Source organism: Mesorhizobium sp. P160187, from assembly GCF_057766425.1.
Window position 1 is genome coordinate 813,864 of the sequence record NZ_JBYMDX010000004.1, and the last position, 23,530, is coordinate 837,393.

The 23,530-nt window shown below is 62.7% G+C and carries 18 protein-coding genes and 2 tRNA genes; 8 read left to right on the top strand and 12 right to left on the bottom strand.

Annotated elements, in window-relative coordinates:
- Positions 1-31: 31 nt before the first annotated feature.
- The 3 genes from AC3CCE_RS21015 to AC3CCE_RS21025 all read right to left on the bottom strand — a co-directional run bounded on the left by AC3CCE_RS21015 (position 32) and on the right by AC3CCE_RS21025 (position 6,592).
- Positions 32-3,448 carry an SPOR domain-containing protein gene (locus tag AC3CCE_RS21015; protein ID WP_352625650.1) on the bottom strand — a complete coding sequence of 1,139 codons (3,417 nt, stop codon included), beginning with the start codon at positions 3,446-3,448 and terminating at the stop codon, positions 32-34.
- Between the two features lie 103 nt (positions 3,449-3,551).
- A complete protein-coding gene (argS, locus tag AC3CCE_RS21020) occupies positions 3,552-5,315 on the bottom strand; it encodes an arginine--tRNA ligase (protein WP_352625648.1) in 1,764 nt (587 codons plus the stop codon).
- A 62-nt stretch (positions 5,316-5,377) separates the two neighbouring features.
- On the bottom strand, positions 5,378-6,592 hold the full coding sequence (locus AC3CCE_RS21025) for a deoxyguanosinetriphosphate triphosphohydrolase (RefSeq protein WP_023716245.1): 1,215 nt from the start codon (positions 6,590-6,592) through the stop codon (positions 5,378-5,380).
- Positions 6,593-6,668: 76 nt separating this feature from the next.
- Between AC3CCE_RS21025 and erpA the strand changes: the two genes are divergently transcribed.
- From erpA to AC3CCE_RS21050, 5 genes are all read left to right on the top strand, one after another.
- Positions 6,669-7,016, top strand: a complete 348-nt coding sequence (erpA, locus tag AC3CCE_RS21030; protein WP_027050337.1) for an iron-sulfur cluster insertion protein ErpA — start codon at positions 6,669-6,671, stop codon at positions 7,014-7,016.
- 4 nt (positions 7,017-7,020) lie between these two features.
- Positions 7,021-7,413 carry a VOC family protein gene (locus tag AC3CCE_RS21035; RefSeq protein ID WP_023681658.1) on the top strand — a complete coding sequence of 131 codons (393 nt, stop codon included), beginning with the start codon at positions 7,021-7,023 and terminating at the stop codon, positions 7,411-7,413.
- An 8-nt stretch (positions 7,414-7,421) separates the two neighbouring features.
- Positions 7,422-8,216, top strand: coding sequence for an exodeoxyribonuclease III (gene xth, locus AC3CCE_RS21040; RefSeq protein ID WP_023688213.1), 795 nt, complete (start codon positions 7,422-7,424; stop codon positions 8,214-8,216).
- 114 nt (positions 8,217-8,330) lie between these two features.
- Complete coding sequence (locus AC3CCE_RS21045; RefSeq protein ID WP_352984105.1) at positions 8,331-8,585, top strand: hypothetical protein; 255 nt, start codon at positions 8,331-8,333, stop codon at positions 8,583-8,585.
- An 85-nt stretch (positions 8,586-8,670) separates the two neighbouring features.
- Positions 8,671-9,753, top strand: a complete 1,083-nt coding sequence (locus AC3CCE_RS21050) for a transposase (RefSeq protein WP_488377189.1) — start codon at positions 8,671-8,673, stop codon at positions 9,751-9,753.
- Positions 9,754-10,118: 365 nt separating this feature from the next.
- Here AC3CCE_RS21050 and AC3CCE_RS21055 read toward each other — a convergent pair whose 3' ends face one another.
- The 5 genes from AC3CCE_RS21055 to AC3CCE_RS21075 all read right to left on the bottom strand — a co-directional run bounded on the left by AC3CCE_RS21055 (position 10,119) and on the right by AC3CCE_RS21075 (position 18,483).
- Complete coding sequence (locus AC3CCE_RS21055; protein ID WP_023714413.1) at positions 10,119-10,943, bottom strand: tetratricopeptide repeat protein; 825 nt, start codon at positions 10,941-10,943, stop codon at positions 10,119-10,121.
- Positions 10,930-12,654 (bottom strand): dihydroxy-acid dehydratase, encoded by a 1,725-nt coding sequence (gene ilvD / locus AC3CCE_RS21060; RefSeq protein ID WP_023688211.1) that lies wholly within the window; start codon positions 12,652-12,654, stop codon positions 10,930-10,932. Before ilvD ends, AC3CCE_RS21055 begins: the two co-directional genes overlap by 14 nt.
- Positions 12,655-12,921: 267 nt before the next feature.
- A complete protein-coding gene (locus tag AC3CCE_RS21065; protein WP_023818113.1) occupies positions 12,922-14,175 on the bottom strand; it encodes an OmpP1/FadL family transporter in 1,254 nt (417 codons plus the stop codon).
- Positions 14,176-14,535: 360 nt separating this feature from the next.
- Entirely contained in the window at positions 14,536-17,319 is a 2,784-nt protein-coding gene (locus AC3CCE_RS21070; RefSeq protein ID WP_352625949.1) for a valine--tRNA ligase, read from the bottom strand.
- 267 nt (positions 17,320-17,586) lie between these two features.
- On the bottom strand, positions 17,587-18,483 hold the full coding sequence (locus AC3CCE_RS21075) for a PopZ family protein (protein ID WP_352625948.1): 897 nt from the start codon (positions 18,481-18,483) through the stop codon (positions 17,587-17,589).
- Between AC3CCE_RS21075 and AC3CCE_RS21080 the strand changes: the two genes are divergently transcribed.
- On the top strand, positions 18,425-18,796 hold the full coding sequence (locus tag AC3CCE_RS21080) for a hypothetical protein (protein WP_352625957.1): 372 nt from the start codon (positions 18,425-18,427) through the stop codon (positions 18,794-18,796). The two genes, AC3CCE_RS21075 and AC3CCE_RS21080, sit on opposite strands and share 59 nt — an antisense overlap.
- Before the next feature lie 15 nt (positions 18,797-18,811).
- On the opposite strand, the gene AC3CCE_RS21085 is transcribed toward AC3CCE_RS21080, so the two are convergent.
- From AC3CCE_RS21085 to AC3CCE_RS21100, 4 genes are all read right to left on the bottom strand, one after another.
- Positions 18,812-20,197, bottom strand: coding sequence for a TolC family outer membrane protein (locus AC3CCE_RS21085; RefSeq protein ID WP_352625956.1), 1,386 nt, complete (start codon positions 20,195-20,197; stop codon positions 18,812-18,814).
- Between the two features lie 184 nt (positions 20,198-20,381).
- The gene (locus AC3CCE_RS21090; RefSeq protein ID WP_023667707.1) at positions 20,382-21,056 is read right to left on the bottom strand and encodes a protein-L-isoaspartate O-methyltransferase family protein; all 675 of its coding nucleotides are present in this window, start codon (positions 21,054-21,056) and stop codon (positions 20,382-20,384) included.
- Between the two features lie 109 nt (positions 21,057-21,165).
- Positions 21,166-21,239: transfer RNA gene (locus AC3CCE_RS21095), tRNA-Cys, on the bottom strand.
- Positions 21,240-21,575: 336 nt separating this feature from the next.
- On the bottom strand, positions 21,576-21,836 hold the full coding sequence (locus tag AC3CCE_RS21100; RefSeq protein ID WP_027050334.1) for a PGPGW domain-containing protein: 261 nt from the start codon (positions 21,834-21,836) through the stop codon (positions 21,576-21,578).
- Positions 21,837-22,067: 231 nt separating this feature from the next.
- Here AC3CCE_RS21100 and AC3CCE_RS21105 point away from each other — a divergent pair.
- A tRNA-Asn gene (locus AC3CCE_RS21105) sits at positions 22,068-22,142 on the top strand.
- Positions 22,143-22,300: 158 nt separating this feature from the next.
- Positions 22,301-23,131: a hypothetical protein gene (locus AC3CCE_RS21110; RefSeq protein WP_352625947.1), complete on the top strand. Its 831-nt coding sequence runs from the start codon at positions 22,301-22,303 to the stop codon at positions 23,129-23,131.
- Positions 23,132-23,530: the final 399 nt, after the last annotated feature.

A 23,530-nucleotide genomic window follows, 5' to 3' on the forward strand; every position in this document is an offset into this window, starting at 1 on the left:
AACGCACCGGCTCTGATAATTGGATCCGGCCTTACCGAGACACGAAGCAGTTGCCGCCGGCAGCCTTGTAGCTGGTGCACAGATTGATCGCATCGTTGCGCGATTGCGCAGGCACCCGGACACGGTAGAAGGTGCCCTTGCCGGCGATCTCCGCCTTGACGATGTTGGCGGTGCGACCGGCGAGCACATTTCCATAGCGGCGCTGCAGGTCGGCGTAGTTGGCCTGGGCGCTTTCGACCGTCGGCTGCGAAGCGATCTGCATCGACCACGAACCGCCCGATGTCGAAGCCGTCGCCGGGATGGAGGCAACCTGGTCGGGCTTGACCTCGCCGACCACGTCGACCGGCTGGTCGGACGGGCGCTGCGGCGCCACGGCAACCGTCTGCGGCGTGTTGGCGGACTGGGTCTCAGCCTTCGGCGCAGCCGCCGGCTTCACCGGCTTGACCGGCTTGGCGGTCTCGGCACTTGCCTGGTCGCTATTTGCCTGATCGGCAGGCGCCACGGTGCCGGTCTGCTCGGCATCGGCCGAAGGGGCGACGTGCTGCGGCGCCGGGTCAAGCGGCTCAGTCGCCGCAACCTGCGGCGCGGCCGGCGTCGAGTCCTCGCGTGCCACCAACGAGCCGTCGGGCTTGACCACCATGGTCCGCACCTTGCGCGGGGCAACGGCGACCGTATCGGGGTTCTTCTCGGCTTCCTGCAGCACCTGCGCAATGCGGTCCTCGGATTTTGGCGCCGGCGCGACAGCCGCGTCGGGGTTGCCGGCAGCGTCGGGGTTGACGGCAGCTTCGGGGTTGCCGGCAGCGTCGGGGCCTGGGGCAGTATCGTAGGGCGACAGATCGACGACGCGGCTTTCAGGCTCCTGCGCCTTCACATCGACCGGCTCTTCGGTGTTGGTGACCAGCTTCTCCTGAACCGGCTCGGCCGGCTTGGTGCCCTTGGCGACCGCATCATAAACCTTGTTGTCCTGGTTCGGCACCACGGCGCCGCCCGGATTTTCGGGCTTGACCTTGATCGGCCTGTTGTCGGCTTTGACAATGACCGGCGCATCGCTGCCGCCCTTGCCGCCGAACGACAAGGCGAAGGCGCCAAGGCCGCCGGCAATCGCAACCGCAGCAACGACCCCCGCGAACAGCAGCCCGCTCCTGCGCGGCCGTGCGGCTTCCTGCTCGGCGAGGCCCGGCACCGCCATTGCCTCGTCCAGATCCGGATCGTAGTCGAGTTCGTCGACCGCGAAATCGTCGGCCTGCGAAACCGGCTGGCTGCCGGGCAGATCGTCCATGTCGAAGCCGCCGGCGGCATCGGCGTGGTGAGCTTGCGTGGCTGCAAGCACTTCGGCTGGCCGCGCCGCATAGGCGCGCTGGTCGAGCTCGTGGCCCGAACTGAAGCTGGAACTGTAGGAATCGTCATCATAGCCGGCACTGCGTGCGGCAGTGGGCGGCGCCACTTCCACCGCGTTCATGTCGTTGAGCATGCCGGCGAATTCGGCGTCGATGTCGTCATAGGCGGCCGGCTCGTCTTGCTCGAAGCTGAGTTCTGGAATGTCGAGGTCGTCGGCAATCGCCACCACACGCTCCGGCACATCGACCGTCTCGACATCCGGCATCTCGTCATAGGCCTGAGGCGGCGCCTGGCGCGATGGCGTCGGCGCCACATAGGCAGCAGCGGCAACCGGCTGGTCGCGATAGCTTGGCGCTGCCGCCGGCGGCATGGACGGCTTTTCTGCAAAAGAAGCTTGCGGCTGCGCTGCAAAGGAAGGCTGGGCCGGGGTGGGAGTCACGCGGCTCCACGAACGCGCCGGCTCCGGCGGCGTCGAGCGCCAATCGCCAGCGACCGGTGCTGCCGTATCGTCATGACCGAGATCGATGCCCTTGGCCAGCGCCGCGTCGAAGGCGTGATCATCGAACTCGATCTCGGGCACATGGCCTTCAAGTTCGCCGGCAAGCAGATCGTCGAAATCGGCATCGTCCGCCTGGGCCTCCTGAGGAGCAGGCGCGTGTTCGTCTAGGTCCCAGTCGAGATTATCGACCGGAGCGACCGGCGTCGCGACGGACCGCTGCACCGGGGCAACCGGCTCATAAGTCCTGGTGGGCTCGATGGCGGCAGCCCTGGTGGGCTCGGTGACCACCGGAATCGGGGCGACTGGCGCCGGGCGTGGTGTGGTCATGGCGCCAAGCAGCGCGTTGAGTTCATCTTCCAACGTCCGTTCGTCAGCGACCGGAGCGGCCGGGGTCGCCATATTGGTAGGCGCCACATAGGTTGGTGCGACCGGAGTTGGCTGAACCGGAGCGGGTGCGGTCTCGGCCACCGGCTCGTGATCGGCAAGCGCATCATCGATGCTCAGATCGAAATCGTCGAATGCTTCGTGCGCAGTCTCATGAGAGGGGCTGGCCTCCACGGTCCAGGCCGGCGTCTCGTCCACTTCCGGCGCATCCATCTCAACCGGCGCGCTGGCCTGCAGATCGCTGACATCCAGATCGCGCTCTTCCGGATCCTCGGCCTCAACAGGCTGAGCCTCGAAAGCCTGAGGCTCGAAATGCTCGGCCGCAAAATCCTGGGCTGCAAAATCCTGGGCCGCAAAGTCCATGTCGACATCGGCCATCGCGCCATCGAAATGACCCGCAAAATCCTCGTCGGCAACAGCGTGGTCGGCGGAGCCGACGGCGTCGAAGGTATGGATCGGCGCCTCGGCTACTGGCGCGGCATACTGGTCCTGCGCCGGCGCAGGACCGTCCAGCGTCAGCTCGTCTTCCAGCGACATCGAGACGGCATTGTCGAAATCATCGTCGAACGCGAGATCGTCGGCAGGCGCAGCAGCAACCTGCGCGACATCTGCGGCATGGGCGACGGTCGCATCGTCATCGAGCAGCAACCCCTGCTCGAGCGAAGCGGCAAGCTCGTCATCCATCGGCAGGTCGTCTTCGAGCGGCGATACGTTTTCCAGTGAACTGGCCACGGCATTGTCGAAATCGTCATCGAATGCAGCTTCGTCGAATGCGGGCTCGGCAAACCAAGGTTCGGCAACCGAGGGTTCAACGGGAGCAGCCGCAGCCTGCGGGGCAGCGCCGAAATCCAGATCGGCGGCATCGTCGAAGACGAAATCATATTCCAGCGAAGCAGCCAGCGCATCGTCCATCGCGGCATCGGTGGTTTCGAAAGCCGGCTCGCGAATCTCGGCAGCAGGTTCGTAGGGCTCAGCGGCAGGCTGGTGAACCTCGGGAGCTGGCTGGCTGGCCTCCATGGAACCGACTTCATCGCCGAATTCGCCCATCAACTCCTTCTCGAGGTCGATGTCGAAATCGCCCTCGTCCGCAGCCGTCTCGACGGCTGGCGCCTGCGGCTTGACCGGCTGGCGCGGATCGAAACCCATGATCCTGGTCAGTTCAGCGAACGGATCATCTTCGGCGATGTCGTTGTTGTCGGCTACTCTCAGCTGGGTTCTGTCTGCCATTATTGTTCCCGAACTCGCACTCATTCGGACGCCATGGACGTCGCGTAGGGTTGGCCCTTACCAGCGCAATGTGGGCAAATGGTGACAGGTGTTTTAGTTAAACCTAACGCATCTCAGTGGGCGCATCAGCCCCAATCAGCGTCAGGCCGGAGGTCAAAACATCCGAAACAGCCTGCACCAGCCCTAGTCTGGCATGAGTCAATTGTCGGTCGTTAACCTTAACAAAACGTAAGTCGGCATTCTCGGTGCCCCGATTCCAGTGTCCATGGAAGCTGGAAGCCAGATCGTAGAGGTAGAATGCCAGCCGGTGCGGCTCCAGCGCAAGGGCCGCAGATTCGACCAGCCGGGGATATTCAGCCAGCTTCCGGATCAGGCCGATCTCGCCCTCATCGGTGAGCGACGCCGAGGCCGCGGCCAGGCTGTTGCGGTCGAAATTGGCCTCGCCCAGTTGCTCGCTCGCCTGCCGGAACACCGAATGACAGCGCGCCGAAGCGTACTGCACGTAGAACACGGGATTGTCCTTGGACTGTTCGGTGACCTTGGCGAAATCGAAGTCGAGCGGCGCGTCGCTCTTGCGGTAGAGCATCATGAAGCGGATCGCATCGCGGCCCACCTCCTCCACCGCTTCGCGCAAGGTCACGAAGTCGCCCGACCGCTTCGACATCCGAACCGGTTCGCCATCGCGAAACAGCTTCACCAGATTGCACAGGAGCACCGTGAGTTGCAGCTTCAGATCATCGCCTGCAATCGCCCGCGCCAGCGCTTCCAGCCGCTTGACGTAGCCGCCATGGTCGGCGCCCAGCACATAGATCAGGCCGACGAAACCGCGGTCGACCTTGTCCTTGAGATAGGCGACGTCGGCGGCGAAATAGGTGAACGAGCCGTCGGACTTGACCAGCGCCCGGTCCATGTCGTCGCCGACCGCCGTCGAGCGGAACAGCGTCTGCTCGCGGTCTTCCCAGTCGTCCGGCTTCTCGCCCTTGGGCGGCGGCAGCTTGCCCTTGTAGATATGGCCCTTCAGCGTCAGATCGTTGATCGCCGAGCGGATCCTCCTGGCATTGTCGGCATGCAGCGTGCGCTCGGAGAAGAAAACGTCGTGATGGACATTGAGCAACGCCAGATCCTCGCGGATCATCACCATCATGGCGTCGATCGTGCGGTCCTTGACGATTACCAGCGACTCATCGTCGGGCATCTGCAAGAGCTTGCGGCCAAATTCGGCAGCCAGCGCCTGACCGACCGGCACAAGGTAATCGCCGGGATAGAGACCGGCCGGTATCTCGCCAATGTCGTCGCCCAGCGCTTCGCGGTAGCGCAGGAAGGCCGAACGCCCGAGCACGTCGATCTGCGCGCCGGCGTCGTTGATGATGTATTCCTTGGTGACGTCATAGCCGGCGAAGGCCATCAGATTTGCAAGCGTGTCGCCGACAACCGCGCCCCGGCAATGGCCGACATGCATCGGCCCGGTCGGATTGGCCGAGACATATTCGACATTGGTCTTCTTGCCGCCACCAATGGTCGAGCGGCCGTAGTTTTGCCCCTCGCCCAGCAGCGCAGTCAGATGTGCCTGCCAGAAAGCGTCCTTGAGCCGGAGATTGACGAAGCCGGGACCGGCGACGTCGGCTTCGGCAACATCGGCGTCGCTGCGCAGCACTTCCACCAGCCGCTCGGCCAGCGCGCGCGGGTTCTGCCCGGTGGGCTTGGCCAGTACCATCGCCGCATTGGTGGCGAGATCGCCATGGCTGGCGTCGCGCGGCGGCTCGACGGCGATGCGCGACAGGTCGGGCGAAACGCCATTACTGTCTTTCAAATCAAGCGCTTCGACGGCTTTTGTGATTCGCGCGCTGAAATCGGCGAAGATGTTCATGGGTCTTGCTCTGGCGGACTGTGCAGGGGAACCGGCTCATTGGCCGGCAAATCGCGCCCGCCCTAGCTTAAATCGGGCGTATGGTCAAACAGACGGCGGTGTTCCTTCAAGGCGTAGGTATCCGTCATCCCCGCCAGGAAATCGGCGACGCTGCGCGCCTTGATGCGGTCCTCCGCCCGGTCGAGCCCCTCCCGCCAGCCGTCCGGCATGGCGCGCGGATCGGCGAAATAGACATCGAACAGGTCGCGCACGATCTGCTCGGCCTCAGTGCGAACGCGCATCACCTCGTCATGCCGGTAGAGATGCTTGTAGAGAAAGGTCTTCAATTCCTTCTCGGTCGCCGCCACGTCAGCGGAAAAGGTCACCATCGTTTCGCCCGCCGCCCGCACCGCTTCGGCGCTGTCAGGCTTGATGCGCTCAAGATTGGCGGTGGTGGAAACAATGACATCCTCGACCATCATCGTGATCTGCCGGCGCATCAGCTCATGGCCGGTGCGCACATCGTCCAGGCCCGGATAGCGCGCGCGCACGCTTGCCAGGATCGATCCCGGCAGCGCCACCGTTTCCAGCATGTCCAAGGTCAGGAAGCCGGAGCGCAGGCCGTCGTCGATGTCATGGGTGTTGTAGGCGATATCGTCGGCGATCGCAGCACATTGCGCCTCGATGCCGGCGAAATGGTCGAGTTCGAGGTCGTGCAGCTCGGAATAGTCGCGGATCGCCTGCGGCACCGGGCCTTTGAGCCCTTTTCCCTTGGCATCTGTCAGCGGCCCATTGTGCTTGACCAGCCCTTCCAGCGTTTCCCAGGTCAGGTTTAGCCCGTCGAACTCGGCATAGCGCCGCTCCAGCCGCGTCACCACGCGCAGCGACTGCGCATTGTGGTCGAAGCCGCCCCATTGGGCCATCCGCTCGTTCAGCGCGTCCTCGCCGGTATGGCCGAACGGCGTGTGACCGAAATCGTGCACCAAGGCGACCGCCTCGGCCAGATCCTCGTCGCCGCGCAGCGCTCGCGCCAGAGCCCGCGCAATCTGCGCGACCTCGATCGAATGCGTCAGCCGGGTGCGATAGTGGTCGCCTTCATGGGCGACGAACACCTGCGTCTTGTGCTTCAGGCGGCGGAACGCGGTGGAATGGATGATGCGGTCGCGGTCGCGCTGGAATGGCGTGCGAGTCGGGCTCTCGACCTCGTCATAGAGCCGCCCGCGCGACCTGGCTGGGTCGCTGGCATAGGCCGCGCGCGGCCGATAGCCGAACCCAATGTCGCCAAGCTCATTTGTCATGGCTGATGCCGCCGCAGTTGACTTGCCCCTTCCCGCTTCATACCTATCATGTGAAACCGAAAGCAAGGTGACGCCCATGGGCGCTGATGCCAAGACTGCCATGAAAGTCGAGATGACCGAGTCCGCCGCCAGGCGGATCGCGAAAATCGTCTCTGGCGAGGCCGGCAAGACGGCGCTGCGCGTCTCAGTAGAGGGCGGCGGCTGCTCCGGCTTTTCCTACAAGTTCGACCTGGTCGATACGCGCAATGACGACGACGTCGCCATCGAAAAGGACGGCGCCACCGTGCTGATCGACGATTTGTCGCTGGTCTATATGGGCGGCTCGGTGATCGACTTCGTCGACGATCTGATGGGCCAGTCGTTCCAGATCCGCAACCCCAATGCAGTCGCCTCCTGCGGCTGCGGCACCAGTTTCTCCATCTAGGCAGATGTCCGGCGTCGGCGCGGTCCGTCAGGTCGCACTGTCGGCCGGGCGCGACCTCGACGTCACGCTGGCCTTCTGGCACGATGTGCTCGGCCTCAGCGTTCATGCCCGCTACGATCCGCCGGGCATCGCCTTCATCATGGCCGGTGATATCAGGTTGCTGTTCACCGATGGCGTTCCGGCCGGCACCGTCTATCTCGATATAGCCGGGCTCGAAGCCTTCCACGCCGAGGCGAAAGCGTCCGGCGTTCCCTTCACCGCACCGCCGGCGCTCGTCCACAACGACACCGAAGGCACGTTCGGAACGGCGGGGGAAAGCGAGTGGATGGCCTTTCTAAAGGACCCGGCAGGCAATACGATCGGGCTTGTCGAACGTCTTTCGCCCGAACATCCCTGAGGCCGCCCATGAAAATCGTCACCTGGAACATAAACGGCATTCGCGCCCGCATCGGCAACCTCACCCACTGGCTGAGCGAAAGCCAGCCCGACATCGTCTGCCTGCAGGAGATCAAATCGGTCGACGAGCAGTTCCCGCGCGCCGAGATCGAGGCGCTTGGCTACAACGTAGAAACCCATGGCCAGAAGGGCTTTAACGGCGTCGCCCTGCTGTCAAAACTTCCGTTCGACGAGGTTATCAGAGGCCTGCCAGGCGACGAGACTGATGAGCAGGCGCGCTTCATCGAGGGCGTGTTCTCGACCGACCAGGGCGCGCTGCGCGTCGCCTCGCTCTATCTGCCCAACGGCAACCCGGTCGATGACGAGAAGAAGTTTCCCTACAAGCTGGCCTGGATGGAACGGCTGCATCGCTGGGCCGAGCAGCGGCTGCTTCTGGAGGAGGCGCTGGTGCTGGCCGGCGACTACAATGTCATCCCCGAGCCGGTCGATGCGCGCTTCCCCGAGAACTGGCTTGGCGATGCGCTGTTCCAGCCGCAGACCCGGCAGGCCTTCCGGCGGCTGAAGAATCTCGGCTTTACAGAGGCGGTGCGCGCCGTCACCGATGCGGCCGACGTCTACACCTTCTGGGACTACCAGGCCGGCGCCTGGCAGAAGAACAACGGCATCCGCATCGACCATCTGCTGTTGTCGCCCGAAGCGGCCAACCGCTTTTCCTCGGCCTCGATCGAAAAGCATGTGCGCGCCTGGGAAAAACCTTCCGACCACGTGCCGGTGGCGATCGATCTGGCGCTGCTGCCGGCCTGATCAGCCGAAACCCTGATATCGCCACAATCGCGCCATTCAGTCAGAGATCAGCATGGCGGCTGGGGTTCCATGGCACTACGATTCCTCCTTTGCCCGATCGGCCTGGCATTTGCCATGGCCTCCCCTGCAGCGGCACTTGCCGACCAGCAGTGCCTGGCCAATGGCAAGTCCTACCAGGTCGGCCAGGTCACCTGCCTGACGGTTTCAGACAAGAGCCATATGGCCCGCTGCGACCTGGTGCTCAACAACACCTCATGGACCAAGATCGGCGACAGCTGCCCCGACAGCACGATGAAGCCGCATCTGCACGTCACGCCGATCTCGGTGCCGGTACACAGAGCGGCGCCGGCGGAACTCACCGAGAACTGATGGATGTGAGCTAATCTCCCCCCTTGCGGGCATAGGCGCTAAGATAGGTATTGCCCTGCGGAATCGGGTGTGATTCTACACTGCGATGACACACGAATCGCTTGTTGATGACGGCTGGGCCGAGACGATTGAGCTTCTGGGCGGCGAAGAGTTGATCGCAGCAAGCGCCCGCGAGACGAAGGCGTTCCTGCGCCCGCGCGGCGTCAGGTCGGCGAGCGACCTGTTGCGCCTGACACTGGCTTACTGCCTTGGCAAGGTTGGCATGCGGGGCGTCGTGGCCTGGGCGGCGGCGAGCGGGATTGCCGACATTTCGGACGTGGCGTTGCTTGGCCGGCTGCGCAATGCAGGACCATGGCTGCAGCAGTTGATTGGGCACCTTTTGAAGCGCGAGGATGCAGGTTTGGCCAAAGGCCGACTGATCCGCATCCTCGATGCGACAGCGGTTGCCAAGGCCGGTGCGTATGAGAAGAAGAACAATGGTCTTTGGCGCATGCACTGCGCCTTTGAGCTTGAGCGCGAGCAGTTCGACTTCATCGAGATCACCGACCAGAGCGAGGCCGAGTTGATCGACCGCGTGCCGGTGGTGCCGGGCGAGATCCGCATCGGTGACCGCGCCTATCTGCAGGCCGAGCGGATCGCCAAGGTGATGGCGCAAGGCGGCGATGTTGTTGTGCGCGCGTCGTGGAAAAACGCGCGATGGCTCGACGCCAACGGCAGGGCGTTCGATCTCATCGGCTACCTGGAGAACTGCCGGGAGGAAGTCTGCGAAACGCCTGCCCGGCTGGCACTCAAGAAGGGCGAGCCTGTGAAGATGCGCCTGATCGCCTTGCGCAAATCCGAGGCCGCGGCACAAGAAGCGCGGCGCAAAATCAACAAGGAAGCCAGGGCCAAGGGCAACAAGGTTCAACCGCAGACGCTGATTGCGGCCGGCTTAGTCCTGCTTGTGACCTCGCTTGACCGGGAGGAGTTTCCCGCCGATACGGTCTTCAAGCTCTACCGCATGCGCTGGCGCATCGAGCTCGCCTTCAAGCGCCTGAAGAGCCTGATCGGGCTGCGCTCTCCTCCCGCCAAGGACCCAAGGATCGCAAAGCCTTGGATCTTTGCACACTTCCTCATCGCGCTTGTGACCGAACCCCTCTCGCAGGAGTTGGGTGTCTCTCCCCCTTGAGCGACGGGCGCCCGCTACTGTGGCGCGCAACCCGCCAGATCGTCGCCTCTCTGATCGCGACCATCTTTACTCAACCTTCCTTGGCGGCCCTGCGCCAAAATCTCCATGCCTTGCGATATCGCTGGCGCGAACCACCACGAAAGCGCAAGTTTCAGTCCATGCCAAAGCTATCTTAGCGCCTATGCCTTTGAGGGGGAGATGGCCGGCAGGCCAGAGGGGGGCGCGAAGAAACGCGACCTTTCGGTCAAACAAGCTCACCCTCTCAGTCCAACCCGGGCAAACTTTAGTCAACTGAAATGCCAGCGGGACAGCGCCCCCCTCTGCCCTGCCGGGCATCTCCCCCTCAAGGGGGGAGATTGGCAATTTCACTGGTCGTCACCACCCTTGGTGAGAAGATCGTCGGCAAGCGAAATCGCCGTGCGGCGGTCGGCTTCGCCGGCGGCGGCAAATGCCTCTTCCTGCATGCCGCGGATCCACGGCTGGTCGCTCGGCGAGGCGCGTTCGAGCGCGGCGGTCATCATGGCCAGCCCGCGCACGATCTTGCCGCTCTGGAACAGAAGATTGCCGAGCGTCGCCTGGGCGCCGGCATGGCCTTTTTCGGCGGCGAGTTGGAACCAGCGGCCGGCCTGCTTGACGCTGGCCTTGACGCCGCCCTCGCCCTTCAAAAACATCTGGCCCATCTCGAACTGGGCGTTCGGGTTGCGGTAGTTGGCGGCCGCGCGCATGTAATATTCCTGCGCCGCGACCTCGTTTTCCTCGACCGGGCTGCCGGGGATACCTGTCCGGAGATAGTCGCCCAGCGCCACCAGCGCGTCGGAGACATAGCTTTCCTCCGGCGATCCCGGCTCGACATCCTGATCGACGATCTCGGAGAAGAATTTGAAGGCCGCATAGTCGTCGCGCGTCACGCCGTCGCCTTCGGCGTACATGCGCGCGAGCTTCCAGGTGGCGCCGATCTGGCCGTTCTCGGCGGCGTATTTATAGGCCTCGACCGCCTGTTCCTTGTGGCCGCTCTTGTAAGCGGAGAAGCCGAACTGGAACACGGCCCATGGGCTCGATTGCGGCTTCACGCCGGTCTTGTCGTCGAACACCTTGTCGTCGAAGGCCATGGCCTGGCCCACGGCGCCAAAGATCGCAACAGCGACCAGTGCCGGAAGGACAGACGACCTCAACAACTCAGATATCCGCATAGCAATGTGTTTCTTTGGCACCGCCCGGATGGGTGACCGCGCCGTCGCGGGCAGGCCCTACCGTTTGTGCGTATTTCCAGATCGCGCCCGACTGATAGTCGGTCGTGCGCGCCTTCCAGGCCTTCGCCCGCGTTGCCAGTTCGGCCTCGGACAGGTCGACCTCGATCGTGCCTTTGGTTGCATCGATCGAAATCACATCGCCGTCTTTCAAGAGCCCGATCGGGCCGCCAACGGCAGCTTCGGGCCCGACATGACCGATGCAGAAACCGCGCGTCGCGCCCGAGAAACGACCGTCGGTGATGAGAGCGACCTTGCCGCCCATGCCCTGGCCGTAGAGCGCCGCCGTCGTCGACAGCATCTCGCGCATGCCCGGGCCGCCGCGCGGACCTTCGTAACGGATGACGAGAACCTCGCCTTCCCGGTAGTTGCGGTGCGTGACCGCCTCGAAACATTCCTCTTCCGAATCGAAACACCGTGCCGGACCTGAGAATTTCAGCTCCGTCATGCCCGCGACCTTCACGATCGCGCCTTCGGGGGCAAGGTTGCCCTTCAAGCCCACGACACCGCCGGTTTGGGTGATTGGTCGGTTGGCGGGACGGACCACATCCTGGCTATCATTCCAGGCAACATGCTCCATGTTTTCGGCCAAAGTACGGCCAGTCACGGTCATGCAGTCGCCATGCAGATAGCCATGGTCGAGCAGCGTCTTCATCAACAGCGGAATGCCGCCGGCCTCGAACATGTCCTTGGCGACATATTTGCCGCCCGGCTTGAGGTCGGCGATGTAAGGCGTCTTCTCGAAAATCGCGGCAACGTCGAACAGGTCGAACTTGATGCCTGCCTCATGCGCGATCGCCGGCAGGTGCAAAGCCGCATTCGTCGAGCCGCCGGTGGCCGAGACCACGGTCGCCGCATTCTCCAGCGCCTTCAGCGTGACGATGTCGCGCGGCCGGATGTTCTTGGCGATCAGCTCCATGATCTTTTCGCCGGACGCGAAATTGAAGCGGTCGCGCATCTCGTAAGGCGCCGGCGCGCCGCAGGAATAGGGCAGCGCGAGGCCAATCGCCTCGGCGACGGTGGCCATGGTGTTGGCTGTGAACTGGGCCCCGCAGGAGCCGGCGGACGGACACGCCGCCTGCTCGATCTCGAGCAGTTCGGCATCGCTGACCGTGCCGACCGAATGCTGGCCGACCGCCTCGAACACGTCCTGCACAGTGATCTGGCGGCCGCGATAGGAGCCCGGCAGGATCGAGCCGCCATAGATGAAGATCGACGGCACGTTGAGCCGCACCATGGCCATCATCATGCCGGGCAGCGACTTGTCGCAGCCGGCAAGGCCGACCAGCGCATCGTAGCAATGGCCGCGCATGGTGAGTTCGACCGAGTCGGCGATGACATCGCGCGACACCAGCGACGACTTCATGCCCTGGTGGCCCATGGCGATACCGTCGGTGACGGTGATGGTGCAGAATTCGCGCGGCGTGCCGTTGGCGGCCGCGACGCCTTTCTTGACCACTTGCGCCTGGCGCATCAGCGAGATGTTGCAAGGCGCCGCTTCGTTCCAGCAGGAGGCAACGCCGACCAGCGGCTGCGCGATCTCGGCCGCCGACAACCCCATGGCATAGAGATACGAACGGTGCGGCGCACGCGCCGGACCGACGGTCACATGGCGGCTAGGCAGCTTGGCCTTGGAGATGACTTTGGCGTCCATTCTCTTCCTTGCCGCGGGCGGCGCGGCCTGCCTCATCGCCGAGCCTTTTGGCGCGTGTCCCGAGACAAATTCGAGGTGCGCCGGGTTTATGGCGGGAAATGGGCAATTTGGTCGGGCGGAACTCTAGCGCGGGGGTTGTTCAGAAACTGTTGCCAAAACGTCACAATTACCAGAGGCGAAAGTGATGCGACGGATTTGCAGGCTAACTTTCACCCACAAAACAAAAGGCCGGGCAACGCCCGGCCTTTTATTATAATTTTCAGAGCCTTAGAACTTGATCTTGACGCCGCCCGAAATGGCCGTGACCAAGTCGTTTCCGAAATTGTAGCTGACATCGGTGCCGGCCTGGTAGCCGTTCTCGTCTGTCAAAGTTCCTGAGTGACCGCTGGTCAGCACACCGATCGCGCCGGCCAACCGCACTTCGATGTTGGCGGTTGGCGTGTAAGCGACGCCGCCACCGAGTGTCCACGTGTCGCTCTGGGAGCCAACGCCGTGCGAGGTACCACGATCCCACGAAATCTGAGCTGCGCCGCTCCACTGCTCGTTGAACTTGTGGCCAATGCCTGTGGTAACCGTCCAACCGTCACGGTACATCAGATCTAGCGACGTCAATCGCACCGGAGTCGGAGAGCCGAGCCCCGGAGAAATCGACGTACAAGCTGCCAGCCCCTTAGAAGCTTGCGAGCAGATAGGAATGCTCTGCAACACGCTCCAGTTGACCCATTTGACGGACCCGAAGGCAAGCCAGCCGGGTGCGATACCGGATTGGAGCTTGAATTCCAACGAATCTGGCATGGAGGCATTGCCATATATGTCTATCGGCTCGGCCCCTATGCCGACCTTCGTCAAATCAAGCGTGCCAGAGAGATTGTCGAGCTTTACTTGCGAATTATAAACAAGGCTTGCGCGCAGCGCTATCTCAGGAATTTCGTAAGCAAGGCCAGCACGCCAGCCCCAGCCAGTGCCTTTGAGGTCAACGCGACCCGTGCCGCCGAAATTGGGCACCAGTGGCGACACAAGGCTTTCCTTGAAACCGTAGACTTCCTGGTAGAACACACCGCCGATGAAGCGAAGCTGCCCCTTGCCGGCATCCATCTTGTAGGAGCAGGTGCCGGCGTAGTTATTACTCTTGATGTCGGTTTCCATGTTGGACTGCGCGCCGGCCCAAAGGCCGGGAGCCGTATGCGCACCCCAAGGCTGTGAATAGTCGACCATACAGTCGACACCCTTGACCACCTCGGCCTTGACGCCGATGCGTGGCACCCAGTAGCTCTCGCTGTCTTTCGCCGTGCTACCCAACGCCGACACGTTGCCATCTGAATTATCTGTGTCCACCGCATTCTTGAGCTTGCGCTCCGGCATGACATACGTCGCTTCGGCTTCGGTGGCGAAGGGCGCCGGATCGAACAGAAGGTCGACGTCGTAGCCACCGCGCTCGATGCCGCCGGCATGCACGGAGCCGATCAGGCTCAGCGAAAAACACCCCGCCCCCAGCAGTGTTTGCAAACGCAAATTGTTCATTGGATGTCCTCCCCGAATACTAGTGGATCAAGCTAGAACCAATTCGGGTTAACGGTGCAACAATGAATTGATAATGCGTACATGTACGCACTTGCAGAACGCATTTCGGACAAAGTGGCGACCCGCGCAAGCATGCCGGAAAAGGGCCATTTGAGCGGCAATCGGCGCAAAAAATCAGGAGGATTCGCTCTAAACAGTATAAAAACCGGCTGTTTTGCCGGCAATGGCCGCCATTGTTACATTATGGCAACAATGGGGCGAAAACTTTCCGTTTACGTCAACATTAACGCTACGGAATGCCTGTTTTTCGGGCAGAAGACCTGCCTTGACGCCGTTCCCGGGCATCGCGAATCCGGCGGATCAGCCGGCGTCGCGCACCCTGGTCAACGCCACCGAAAGCTTCTCCTGCTGATCACGGTATTCCGCGAGTTTTTCGCGCTCGGCCGCGACGATCTCTTCCGGCGCGCTGGCGACGAATCTTTCGTTCGACAGCTTCTTGTGCAGCCGCGCGATTTCCTCGGTCACCTTGGCCAGTTCCTTCTGCAGCCGCGCCGCCTCGGCGGACAGATCGATCAGGCTGCCGAGCGGCAGGCAGATCGTCGCCTCGCTGAGCACGATCTGGGCCGAGCCCTTGGGTGCGGCGTCCTGCAGCGAGATGTCGCCGACCCGCGCCAGCCGCTTGATGGCGGACGCATGGCGTTCCAGCCTCTGGTGAGTCTCGGCGCTGGCGCCGACCACCACCAGCGGCGCGATCGCCGCCGGCGGCACGTTCATTTCAGAGCGCACGGAGCGAATACCGGAGACCAGATCGACCAGCCAGTTGATGTCGGCGGCTGCATCGGCGTCCTCGAAGTCGGGCGACGGCCAGGCGGCGTGGCAAAGCAGCGTTGCGCGCGTCCTGCCCTCACCTGCCGTCTGCGCCCACAGCTCCTCGGTCATGAACGGCATCATGGGGTGAAGCAGCTTGTAGATCTCGTCGAGCACGAAGGCGACGCAGGCGCGGCTTTCGGCCTTGGCCGCCTCGTCGGTGCCCATGAACACCGGCTTCAGCAGTTCCAGATACCAGTCGCAGAACAGGTTCCAGACGAAGCGGTAGGCGGCGCCCGCCGCTTCGTTGAAGCGGTAGCCGGTGATCCCTTCGGTGATCGCGTGCGACGCCCTGGTCAATTCGGTCAGGATCCAGCGATTGACCGGCAGCTTGGCGTCGTTCAGCCAGAAGTCGTCATTGCGCGCGACCTCGTTCATCTCGGCAAAGCGTGTCGCGTTCCACAGCTTGGTGCCGAAATTGCGGTAGCCGGCGATGCGCGCCGGATCGAGCTTTACGTCGCGCCCCTGCGCCGCCATCACCGTCAGCGTGAAGCGCAGTGCATCGGCGCCAAACTCGTCGATGAGGTCGAGCGGATCGATGACGTTGCCTTTCGACTTCGACATCTTCTGCCCGTTCTTGTCGCGCACCAGCGCATGCACATAGACGGTGTGGAACGGCTCCTCGTGCATGAAATGCAGGCCCATCATCATCATCCGGGCGACCCAGAAGAAGATGATGTCGAAACCGGTCACCAGCACGTCGGTCTGGTAATAGGTCTTCAGCTCCGGCGTGTGATCCGGCCAGCCCAGTGTCGAGAACGGCCACAGTGCAGACGAGAACCAGGTGTCGAGCACATCCTCGTCGCGGCTCAGGATTTCGCCCGGCTTGAAGGTCTCGAGCTTGTCCTCGACCCAGGCCTTCCACGGGCCTTCCAGCGCCAGATAATATTCAATCGCGGCGCCCAGCGCCTCTTCCTCGGTCTTCTCGACGAAGACGCGGCCGTCCGGCCCGTACCAGGCCGGGATCTGATGACCCCACCACAGCTGGCGTGAAATACACCAGGGCTGAATGTTCTCCATCCAGTCAAAATAGGTCTTTTCCCAGTTCTTCGGCACGAAGTTGGTACGGCCTTCACGCACCGATGCGATCGCCGGCTTGGCGAGCTCGGCGGCGTTTGCATACCACTGCTCGGTCAGAAACGGCTCGATCGGCACGCCGCCGCGGTCGCCATGCGGCACGGCGTGGCGGTGCGGCTCGATCTTGTCGAGGAAGCCGCCGGTCTCCATCAGCTCGACGATTTTCTTGCGCGCGACGAAACGGTCGAGACCGTCGAGCTCGTCCCAGACGGCCTGACGCTCCGGCGTCACGTCGAGCCCGGCGAGAAAATCCTCATTATCCCTGAGCGTTATTGCCGCCTCGATGGTCAGGATGTTGATCGCCGGCAGCTTGTGGCGCTTGCCGACCTCGAAATCGTTGAAGTCGTGCGCCGGCGTGATCTTGACCGCGCCGGAACCCTTTTCCGGGTCGGAATACACGTCAGCCACAACCGGGATTTTCCGGCCGACGATCGGCAGCACGACATTTTTCCCGACCAGCTGCCGGTAGCGCTCGTCGTCCGGGTGCACGGCGACCGCCGTATCGCCAAGCATCGTCTCGGGCCGTGTCGTGGCCACGGTAATGAAGGTCGCCGAATTTTCCGGATCGAAAATCTCGCCCTCGATCGGATAGCGGAAGTGCCAGAGATTGCCGTTGATCTCCTGCGGCTCGACCTCCAGGTCGGAGATCGCCGTCAACAGCTTCGGGTCCCAGTTCACAAGGCGCTTGTCCTTGTAGATCAGCCCTTGCTTGTAGAGGCTGACGAAAACTTCGAGCACGGCCTTGGACAGGCCTTCATCCATGGTGAAGCGTTCGCGCGACCAGTCCGCCGAGGCGCCGAGCCGCTTCAGCTGGTTGAAAATGGCGCCGCCGGACTCGGCCTTCCACTCCCAGACCTTGTCGATGAACTGTTCGCGGGTAAGATCGCGGCGATGTATCTGCTTTTCCATCAGCTGGCGTTCGACCACCATCTGCGTGGCGATGCCGGCATGGTCCATGCCGGGCTGCCACAGCACGTTCTTGCCGCGCATGCGCTCGAAGCGCACGAGTATGTCCTGTAGCGTGTTGTTGAGCGCGTGACCCATATGCAGCGAGCCGGTGACGTTGGGCGGCGGGATGACGATGGTGAAGGCCTCTGCCCCCTCCTCGGCACCTGCGCCGGCGCGGAAGGCGTCCGCCTCTTCCCAGATTTTGGCGATCTTGGGCTCGACGGTCTTGGCGTCGTAGGTCTTTTCAAGCATGGGAAAGTGGTCCGCGCGGTCGGGAGTTTTGCTGACCCGGTGTAAATCGGAAGGTTTTGGCCAAGTCAACCGCGAGGGCTGCCTCAGTCCTTCAACGCAAATAGGCGGGGCCCTGGTCATTTCAACGGGAAGGCCATGCCCGCACCTTCATCGTCAGCGATCCCGACGGGAAGCTGATCGCATTCGCGACATCAGCCGGACGCTGGCCTGCAGCGAGAAAGCGCAGCCCGAAGGCGGCGCTTTAATCCGGAACGGCTGTGGTGATGCCTATTGCGCGCCGCGCGCGACGCGCTCGATTTCTTCGCGTACCAGGCGCTCGACCAGCGTCGGCAGGTTGTTGTCCAGCCAATCCTGCAGCATCGGCCGCAGCATCTCCTCGGCCATCTCGTCGAAGGTCTTCTTGCTGCGGCTGGCGAACGCGTCGGAGAGCTCGCCGAAGGCGGCTGCGACCTGCCGTCCCGTATGTTCCGAAACGATCGCCGGACGGGCCGGGGTTGTATCGGCCGGGCGCGCGTGCTCGCCGCGCGAAGGACGAGGCTCGAAAGCCGGCTCGGCAGCGAGATCGTCTTCGAAAGCCTCGACCTCCGCGATTGCTGCCTGCCGATTTTCAGTCTCCGGCTGCCTGATCTCCGGCTGCCTGATCTCGGGCCGCCGTACTGTGTCAGCCGGTTTTGCCTGATTGCCAACGGCCGCGATTTCGCGGCGCCAATCCGTGACGATCGAGTCGGTGGTTTCCGCCTTTGCCCGCACTGCAGCTTCTGCCCTGACGGCGGGGGCAGGCTCGCTGGCTATCCTGGCGCTCACTTCCGCCAGGGTCATCGGAGCATGCGCGGGTGGCGCGGCGGTCGTGGCATTTGCCGCAATGGCAGGCTTCACTGGCGACGGCTCGGAGCGCCGCTCCAGCCGCGCAACCACCGGCTCGGCCAGTTGGGCCTGCACCTCGGCCAGCGTCACCGGCTTCTTGCTTTCGGTCGAGCTGTGCAATTCGTTGCGGAAGGCCTCAACATCCGAAACAGGCCCGGCGGCCGGCACAAGGTCCTGGCGCAACTCATCGGCGTCGCCCGGCAGCTTGCGGCCGGTGTCGCTGTCTTCGATGATCCTCCTGATGGAAGCCAGTATTTCTTCCATGGAAGGTTCGCGCTGTGCGCTGCTTGCCGTCGCCATCGTCACATCCGCCGCCCCCGCGCATGATCCCGAAAATCGATCTTCGATTTTCGAAGAGGATCAGGCGCAAATCAAAATTCTACAGCGTCCTTTGCGCATCCATCGGACGCGTGGCGCTGTAGTGACCCGTTCCTGGATTCCTGTCCGGCAAAGCCAGGATACGAATCATGGCGACAGCGTAGCCGACGGATCGCCATCCGAGAATCCCCAATCTCGGAAGACGCCGGATTTCAACAATTTAGGCTACAAAAGACAAACGCCGCGCATCCATGGGAAGCGCGGCGTGAAATGCTTCAACCCTGGCGGGACTTGAGCCGCCCAGGTGGGCTCAACGACCGTCCGGCGTACGCAGCCCGATCCATTTGTCCTTTACGGCTCTGTAGTGCTCTTCAGGCTTGTACTTCACCACATTCAACGCCAGGCGATCGGCCGACAGGCGGCCCATGGCCGACAGGATGGCGTAGCTGGCTACAACCACATCGCGCTCGGAGCTGGCGAGGTCGATCTTTGCCGAGATGACGGCGTTCTGGGCATTCAACACGTCGAGCGTGGTGCGCTGTCCGACATTGCGCTCCTCGATGACGCCGTTGAGCGCCAACTGTGCGGCCGCGATCACCTGCCGATTAGCGTCGACGCTTTCCCGCGCTGCGATGTATTGCGTCCATGCCGAGGTCACGGCCTGGCGCACCGAGTCACGGCTGACATCCACCTCGATGCGAGCCTGGCTGAGCGATTCCTTCGACTGACGAACGAGTGCGGAGGTACGGCCGCCCGAATAGATCGGAACGGTCAGCGTCGCGCCGACGGTGGCGGCATTGGAGTCGCCGTCCGAATTCCCCGCGCCAGGTACAGTATTTTGATAGGCATGGGAAAGGCCGGCACTGGCAGTCAACTGCGGCAGCAACGCACCTTCCTGCGTCTTTACATCAAATCCCGCTGCATCGACGGAATGTAGGGCGGCCAGGATGGCCGGATGCTCGTTCGATGCAATGCCGATCGCCGCCTCGAGACTCCTCGGCAACAGCTTCGCCAACGGCGACGCGGCCTTGAGCTTGCCCGGCTCGTCACCGACGATCTGATGATAGGTTGCTGCACTGGCCAGAGCCTGCGCACGGGCAGCACTCAATTGCGCCACCGCGGCCGAACGAGACGCGTCGGCCTGCGCCACATCGGTGCGCGTGCCCTCGCCGACCTCGAAGCGTGAGCGCGCCGCGCGCGCCTGCTCGGTCAGGAACTGCAGATTCTGTTCGGTCAGCACCGCCACCTGGCGGTCGCGAATCACGTCCATATAGGCGCTCGCCGCGTTGAACAGCGTGTTCTCTTCGGTGTTGCGCAGGCCCTCGACCGAGACCCTCACCTGTGCAGCGGCCGACGCGACCCTGTTCTTGGTCTGGAAGCCGTCGAACAGCGTCTGGTCAATCCGAACGCCGAAGCTGCCGGTGGTCAATGCCAGGCTCGCGTTCCTGCCGTTTAGGTGCCTGGAGGTGTAATCGATATCAGCCGAACCAGTGATCACCGGGCGATAGCCCGACTTGGCGATCGCCACGCCCTCATCGGTGACGCGCACGCCGGCACGGGCCGAATTCAGCGAGGAATTGTTCTGGTAGGCCTTGGAAAGCGCGCCGAGAATGGTTTCCGCCGAGGCGGCTATCGGCGAAAGCGCTGTCGCGGAAATGAGGACGGTAACAAACAGACTCTTGGCTAAGGACGGCACTTTATATCCCTCATTCGTTTTGCACGGGAACCACGCCACGCCAGCCCATCCCTAGGGATCGGCCAGCGCCGCGTCGATCTATCGTTCCCCCGCTGACAGCTCCCGAAACCCCGGTTAACCAATCAGCAACGATTATTCAATCGTAAGCCAACATGACAGAGTCTTTGCTGCAAGGCAAAATCACTTAGAACTCGAAGGCATGAATGCGTTCAAATCCGGGTAGTGGCTTAATTGCCGCATTAAATGCCCGTCTTCCGGTTACAACCCCCCCTGCGTTGAAAAAGAGCCGGGCTACGCCCGCATTGCCCTGCCCTTCCACAGCCACCAGCCGGCCGCCTTCGGCAAGCTGGTCAAGCAGCGCCGCAGGCACTTTCTCGACGCTGCCGCCGATGAGAATCACATTGTAAGGCGCCTTGGCGGCATGACCTTGCGGCAGTGGGCCGGTGACCACGGTGACGTTATCGCAGCCCTGCGCCGAAAGCGCCGCTTTGGCTGCTTCCGCCAGTGTGGTATCGCTTTCCAGCGCCACGACGGATTTGGCCAGCCTGGACAGCAGCGCCGCGGAATAACCGGTGCCGCAGCCGACATCGAGCACCGAATCGCCGGCGTCGATCTCGGCCAACTGCAAAAGCTTGGCCAACGGCGACGGCTCCATGAGGTAGCGCGCACCGCTGCCATCGGCGCCGTCGGAGATGCGGATATCCTCGTCAATATAGGCGAGAGCCTGTTGGCCGGCCCCGACAAAGGCCTCGCGCGGCACGGCAAGCATGGCGTCGAGCAATGCTGCGTCGGTCACATCGGTGGTGCGGACCTGGCCGTCGACCATCTTGACGCGAAGTTCGGAGAAATCAGCGCTCATGTCCCAACCAATCCGTCAAAAGCCAATGCGCTGAAATGCGCTTGTCGCGCCGACACTGCGGCGCATTCGACCGGAACTCAAGCCCCCGGCATGCGGGAGTTGAAGCGATTGGAGGCCTCGCCCGGAATCGAACCGGGGTGCAAGGATTTGCAGTCCTCTGCGTAACCACTCCGCCACGAGGCCTCATCGCTCCCAGCGAGCGAACTCAATATGGTGGCAGCGAAAGGTCGTCAAGCGTCAGCGCGGCATTCCGGCGCGCTTTCCTCATCAGCCGCCGCAACGTGGTTCCCGAGCGGTTTCAGCGCTTGGCGCACCGGCATATTGGCCGCTCCTCAAGCATGGCTGCGCGACCGGCGAAACTCGAACCCGCGGCTTTACGCAGCGGGTGCAAACCGGCTTTCACCGCATATCGCGCGCGGCTGGCACCAGCAGTTGCCGTTCTCAAGGAGATCTTGAGGGGGAAATCTGCGACGGGCTGGAAAAGCGAAGCGGCCGCTCCGGGACCGCGCGCCATCGCTTTCAATTTGGCCGGCGACGCCGTTCCCACCAGACGACGAACCGGCGCCGCAGGCGGCGCACCGCGGCAAATTCGTAGGAAAGCACCAAAAGGCCGAGCGGAATCATCCAGAAGCCGAGAATCGGCAGGAAACCGAGAAGGCCGAAAAACACCAGCACGATACCGATGGCGATCCTCAGCCCGCGCGAGCGCGGCATGGTGAACTCGCGCCCGAACACCGAGATTTTCCGCGCCGGTGCCTGGTTTTCGTCTGCTGCAGTCATGTCGAAAGTCGATCCGGTTGCCTTCGATAAAGCCATATGCGCTAAAGGCTGCAATCGCCTTTCAGGTTCCGCCGACCAAGGTCCGACGGCGCCCAAGACGGCTCATATGTGGTGTCATCCGGCGATTGCCAGAAACCATTGGGTGAAAATGCGCTAAAAAATGCGAAATGCTTCTTTGCAAAGCTGAAAAGGGTTTGCTATAGGCTGCGCCACTCACATGAGAGCCTCTATTCCCCGGTAGCTCAGTGGTAGAGCAACCGGCTGTTAACCGGTTGGTCGCTGGTTCGAATCCGGCCCGGGGAGCCAACATTTCCAAACATTTAGCCCGCTTTCCCTTTCCTGACCGTTTGCTTGAGTTCCGGACAGGGCAACATCTGGGGCAACGATGACCTTCGCCCTTGCAAATGGTTACTGCTCGCGTGGCGTTCGTCGGCGCAGACCGTCTATACAGCGGCGTGGACAGCATGAAGTCGTTCGCGGCCACCAAGATGGCCAGGCTGGAAACCGTCGACGGTCACGGCTTCATCACCTATGCTGGCGCCGGCGCGAGATCAGGTAGCAAGCCTTTCGAAGTCAGCGAGTGGATCGAGGGCGTTCTGCGCGGAGCGAACCGGACGCTCGATCAGACCTTGCGGGAAATTGCCGCTGCTGCCGAAGAGCAAGGCTTCGATAAACACGCCCCCGGCCACACGTTCGGGTATGTGGGCTTCATCGACGGGAAGGCCCGAGTTGCGGCTATTACGTCGCTGGACCAGATGCAAATGAGGCTGGAGACGGGTGCCTCGACAATCGATACGAAAGGCCAAACCAAATTTCGGGTGATGGACTTCAAGCTCGGGCCGCGTGCTTATAGCTTTGGCATCGCTCTCGGCTCAGGCGCTCCCCAAGGAGCGTGCAGCCGACCGTCTCTGCGCATGGTTCGTGCGAATGAACAGGGAGATCAGCGCGAAGGAGCCGGCGACCGTGGACCGCAAGCACTTTGCGCATGGGCTTACCGCGAAGGCGGCGGGGCGCATTCAGCTTATGATGCCGATGGCCGTCGAATCAACAATACAGGCATGCTGCCATTGATCTCGAAAGGCTTCCCGATGAACCAAGTGCTCGGGCCACTCTGGGAACATGTTCAACGGCAGATGGCGACGGGGTGGAAGACCGGTGAAGCTCCCCCTGTGCCATCGCAGGAAGAACTGAATGCAATTACTCGGTCCATTGACGATCGACCGCAGCGGAAATTCTTAAAAGCAGCCCGCCATAGCAAGACAGGGGGCTGGTTGTTTCGGCACGGAATGATCTAGCGCGCCCAGCCCGGCACCGCGGGGCCGCGGGCCATTTATCGCCAATTGGCGAAAGGTCAGTCGCGAAGGATGCGCGTCACCCCCGGTATGATCTTCAGCAGAGGTAAGTCGCCGATCTCGCCGCTTCGCCAGCGCCCCCAATCGCGCACGACGTCTTCACATAGGCCTGCGTCACATCAGGGCGGCGCTGCGCAAACTCTCGTAGGATTGCCTTCCCGATCGCATAGCCCGTGCCTGAGAAGAGCGCGGGCCCGCCGAGGCCGCTGATGTCGCAGGCATCCTCAAGGCTCCAGGCTTCCAGCCCGACGCCGCTTTGCCCCGTACGGTTGCCCCAGCCAAGGCTCGGCTCGTAGTCCCCTTCGTCCTGCGAATCGTGTCGTCTTGGACGTCGCCACCGTG

What these genes read in the sequence shown, in the direction of transcription:
- AC3CCE_RS21070 (WP_352625949.1), bottom strand. Translation starts at nt 17,319, where the DNA reads ATGCTTGAAAAGACCTACGACGCCAAGACCGTCGAGCCCAAGATCGCC.
- AC3CCE_RS21090 (WP_023667707.1), bottom strand. Translation starts at nt 21,056, where the DNA reads ATGAGCGCTGATTTCTCCGAACTTCGCGTCAAGATGGTCGACGGCCAG.
- ilvD (WP_023688211.1), bottom strand. Translation starts at nt 12,654, where the DNA reads ATGGACGCCAAAGTCATCTCCAAGGCCAAGCTGCCTAGCCGCCATGTG.
- AC3CCE_RS21075 (WP_352625948.1), bottom strand. Translation starts at nt 18,483, where the DNA reads ATGGCGACGGCAAGCAGCGCACAGCGCGAACCTTCCATGGAAGAAATA.
- AC3CCE_RS21100 (WP_027050334.1), bottom strand. Translation starts at nt 21,836, where the DNA reads ATGACTGCAGCAGACGAAAACCAGGCACCGGCGCGGAAAATCTCGGTG.
- AC3CCE_RS21080 (WP_352625957.1), top strand. Translation starts at nt 18,425, where the DNA reads ATGGAAGCCAGTATTTCTTCCATGGAAGGTTCGCGCTGTGCGCTGCTT.
- erpA (WP_027050337.1), top strand. Translation starts at nt 6,669, where the DNA reads ATGGGCGCTGATGCCAAGACTGCCATGAAAGTCGAGATGACCGAGTCC.
- AC3CCE_RS21045 (WP_352984105.1), top strand. Translation starts at nt 8,331, where the DNA reads ATGGCCTCCCCTGCAGCGGCACTTGCCGACCAGCAGTGCCTGGCCAAT.
- xth (WP_023688213.1), top strand. Translation starts at nt 7,422, where the DNA reads ATGAAAATCGTCACCTGGAACATAAACGGCATTCGCGCCCGCATCGGC.
- AC3CCE_RS21055 (WP_023714413.1), bottom strand. Translation starts at nt 10,943, where the DNA reads ATGCGGATATCTGAGTTGTTGAGGTCGTCTGTCCTTCCGGCACTGGTC.
- AC3CCE_RS21110 (WP_352625947.1), top strand. Translation starts at nt 22,301, where the DNA reads ATGAAGTCGTTCGCGGCCACCAAGATGGCCAGGCTGGAAACCGTCGAC.
- AC3CCE_RS21025 (WP_023716245.1), bottom strand. Translation starts at nt 6,592, where the DNA reads ATGACAAATGAGCTTGGCGACATTGGGTTCGGCTATCGGCCGCGCGCG.
- AC3CCE_RS21015 (WP_352625650.1), bottom strand. Translation starts at nt 3,448, where the DNA reads ATGGCAGACAGAACCCAGCTGAGAGTAGCCGACAACAACGACATCGCC.
- AC3CCE_RS21065 (WP_023818113.1), bottom strand. Translation starts at nt 14,175, where the DNA reads ATGAACAATTTGCGTTTGCAAACACTGCTGGGGGCGGGGTGTTTTTCG.
- AC3CCE_RS21050 (WP_488377189.1), top strand. Translation starts at nt 8,671, where the DNA reads ATGACACACGAATCGCTTGTTGATGACGGCTGGGCCGAGACGATTGAG.
- AC3CCE_RS21035 (WP_023681658.1), top strand. Translation starts at nt 7,021, where the DNA reads ATGTCCGGCGTCGGCGCGGTCCGTCAGGTCGCACTGTCGGCCGGGCGC.
- argS (WP_352625648.1), bottom strand. Translation starts at nt 5,315, where the DNA reads ATGAACATCTTCGCCGATTTCAGCGCGCGAATCACAAAAGCCGTCGAA.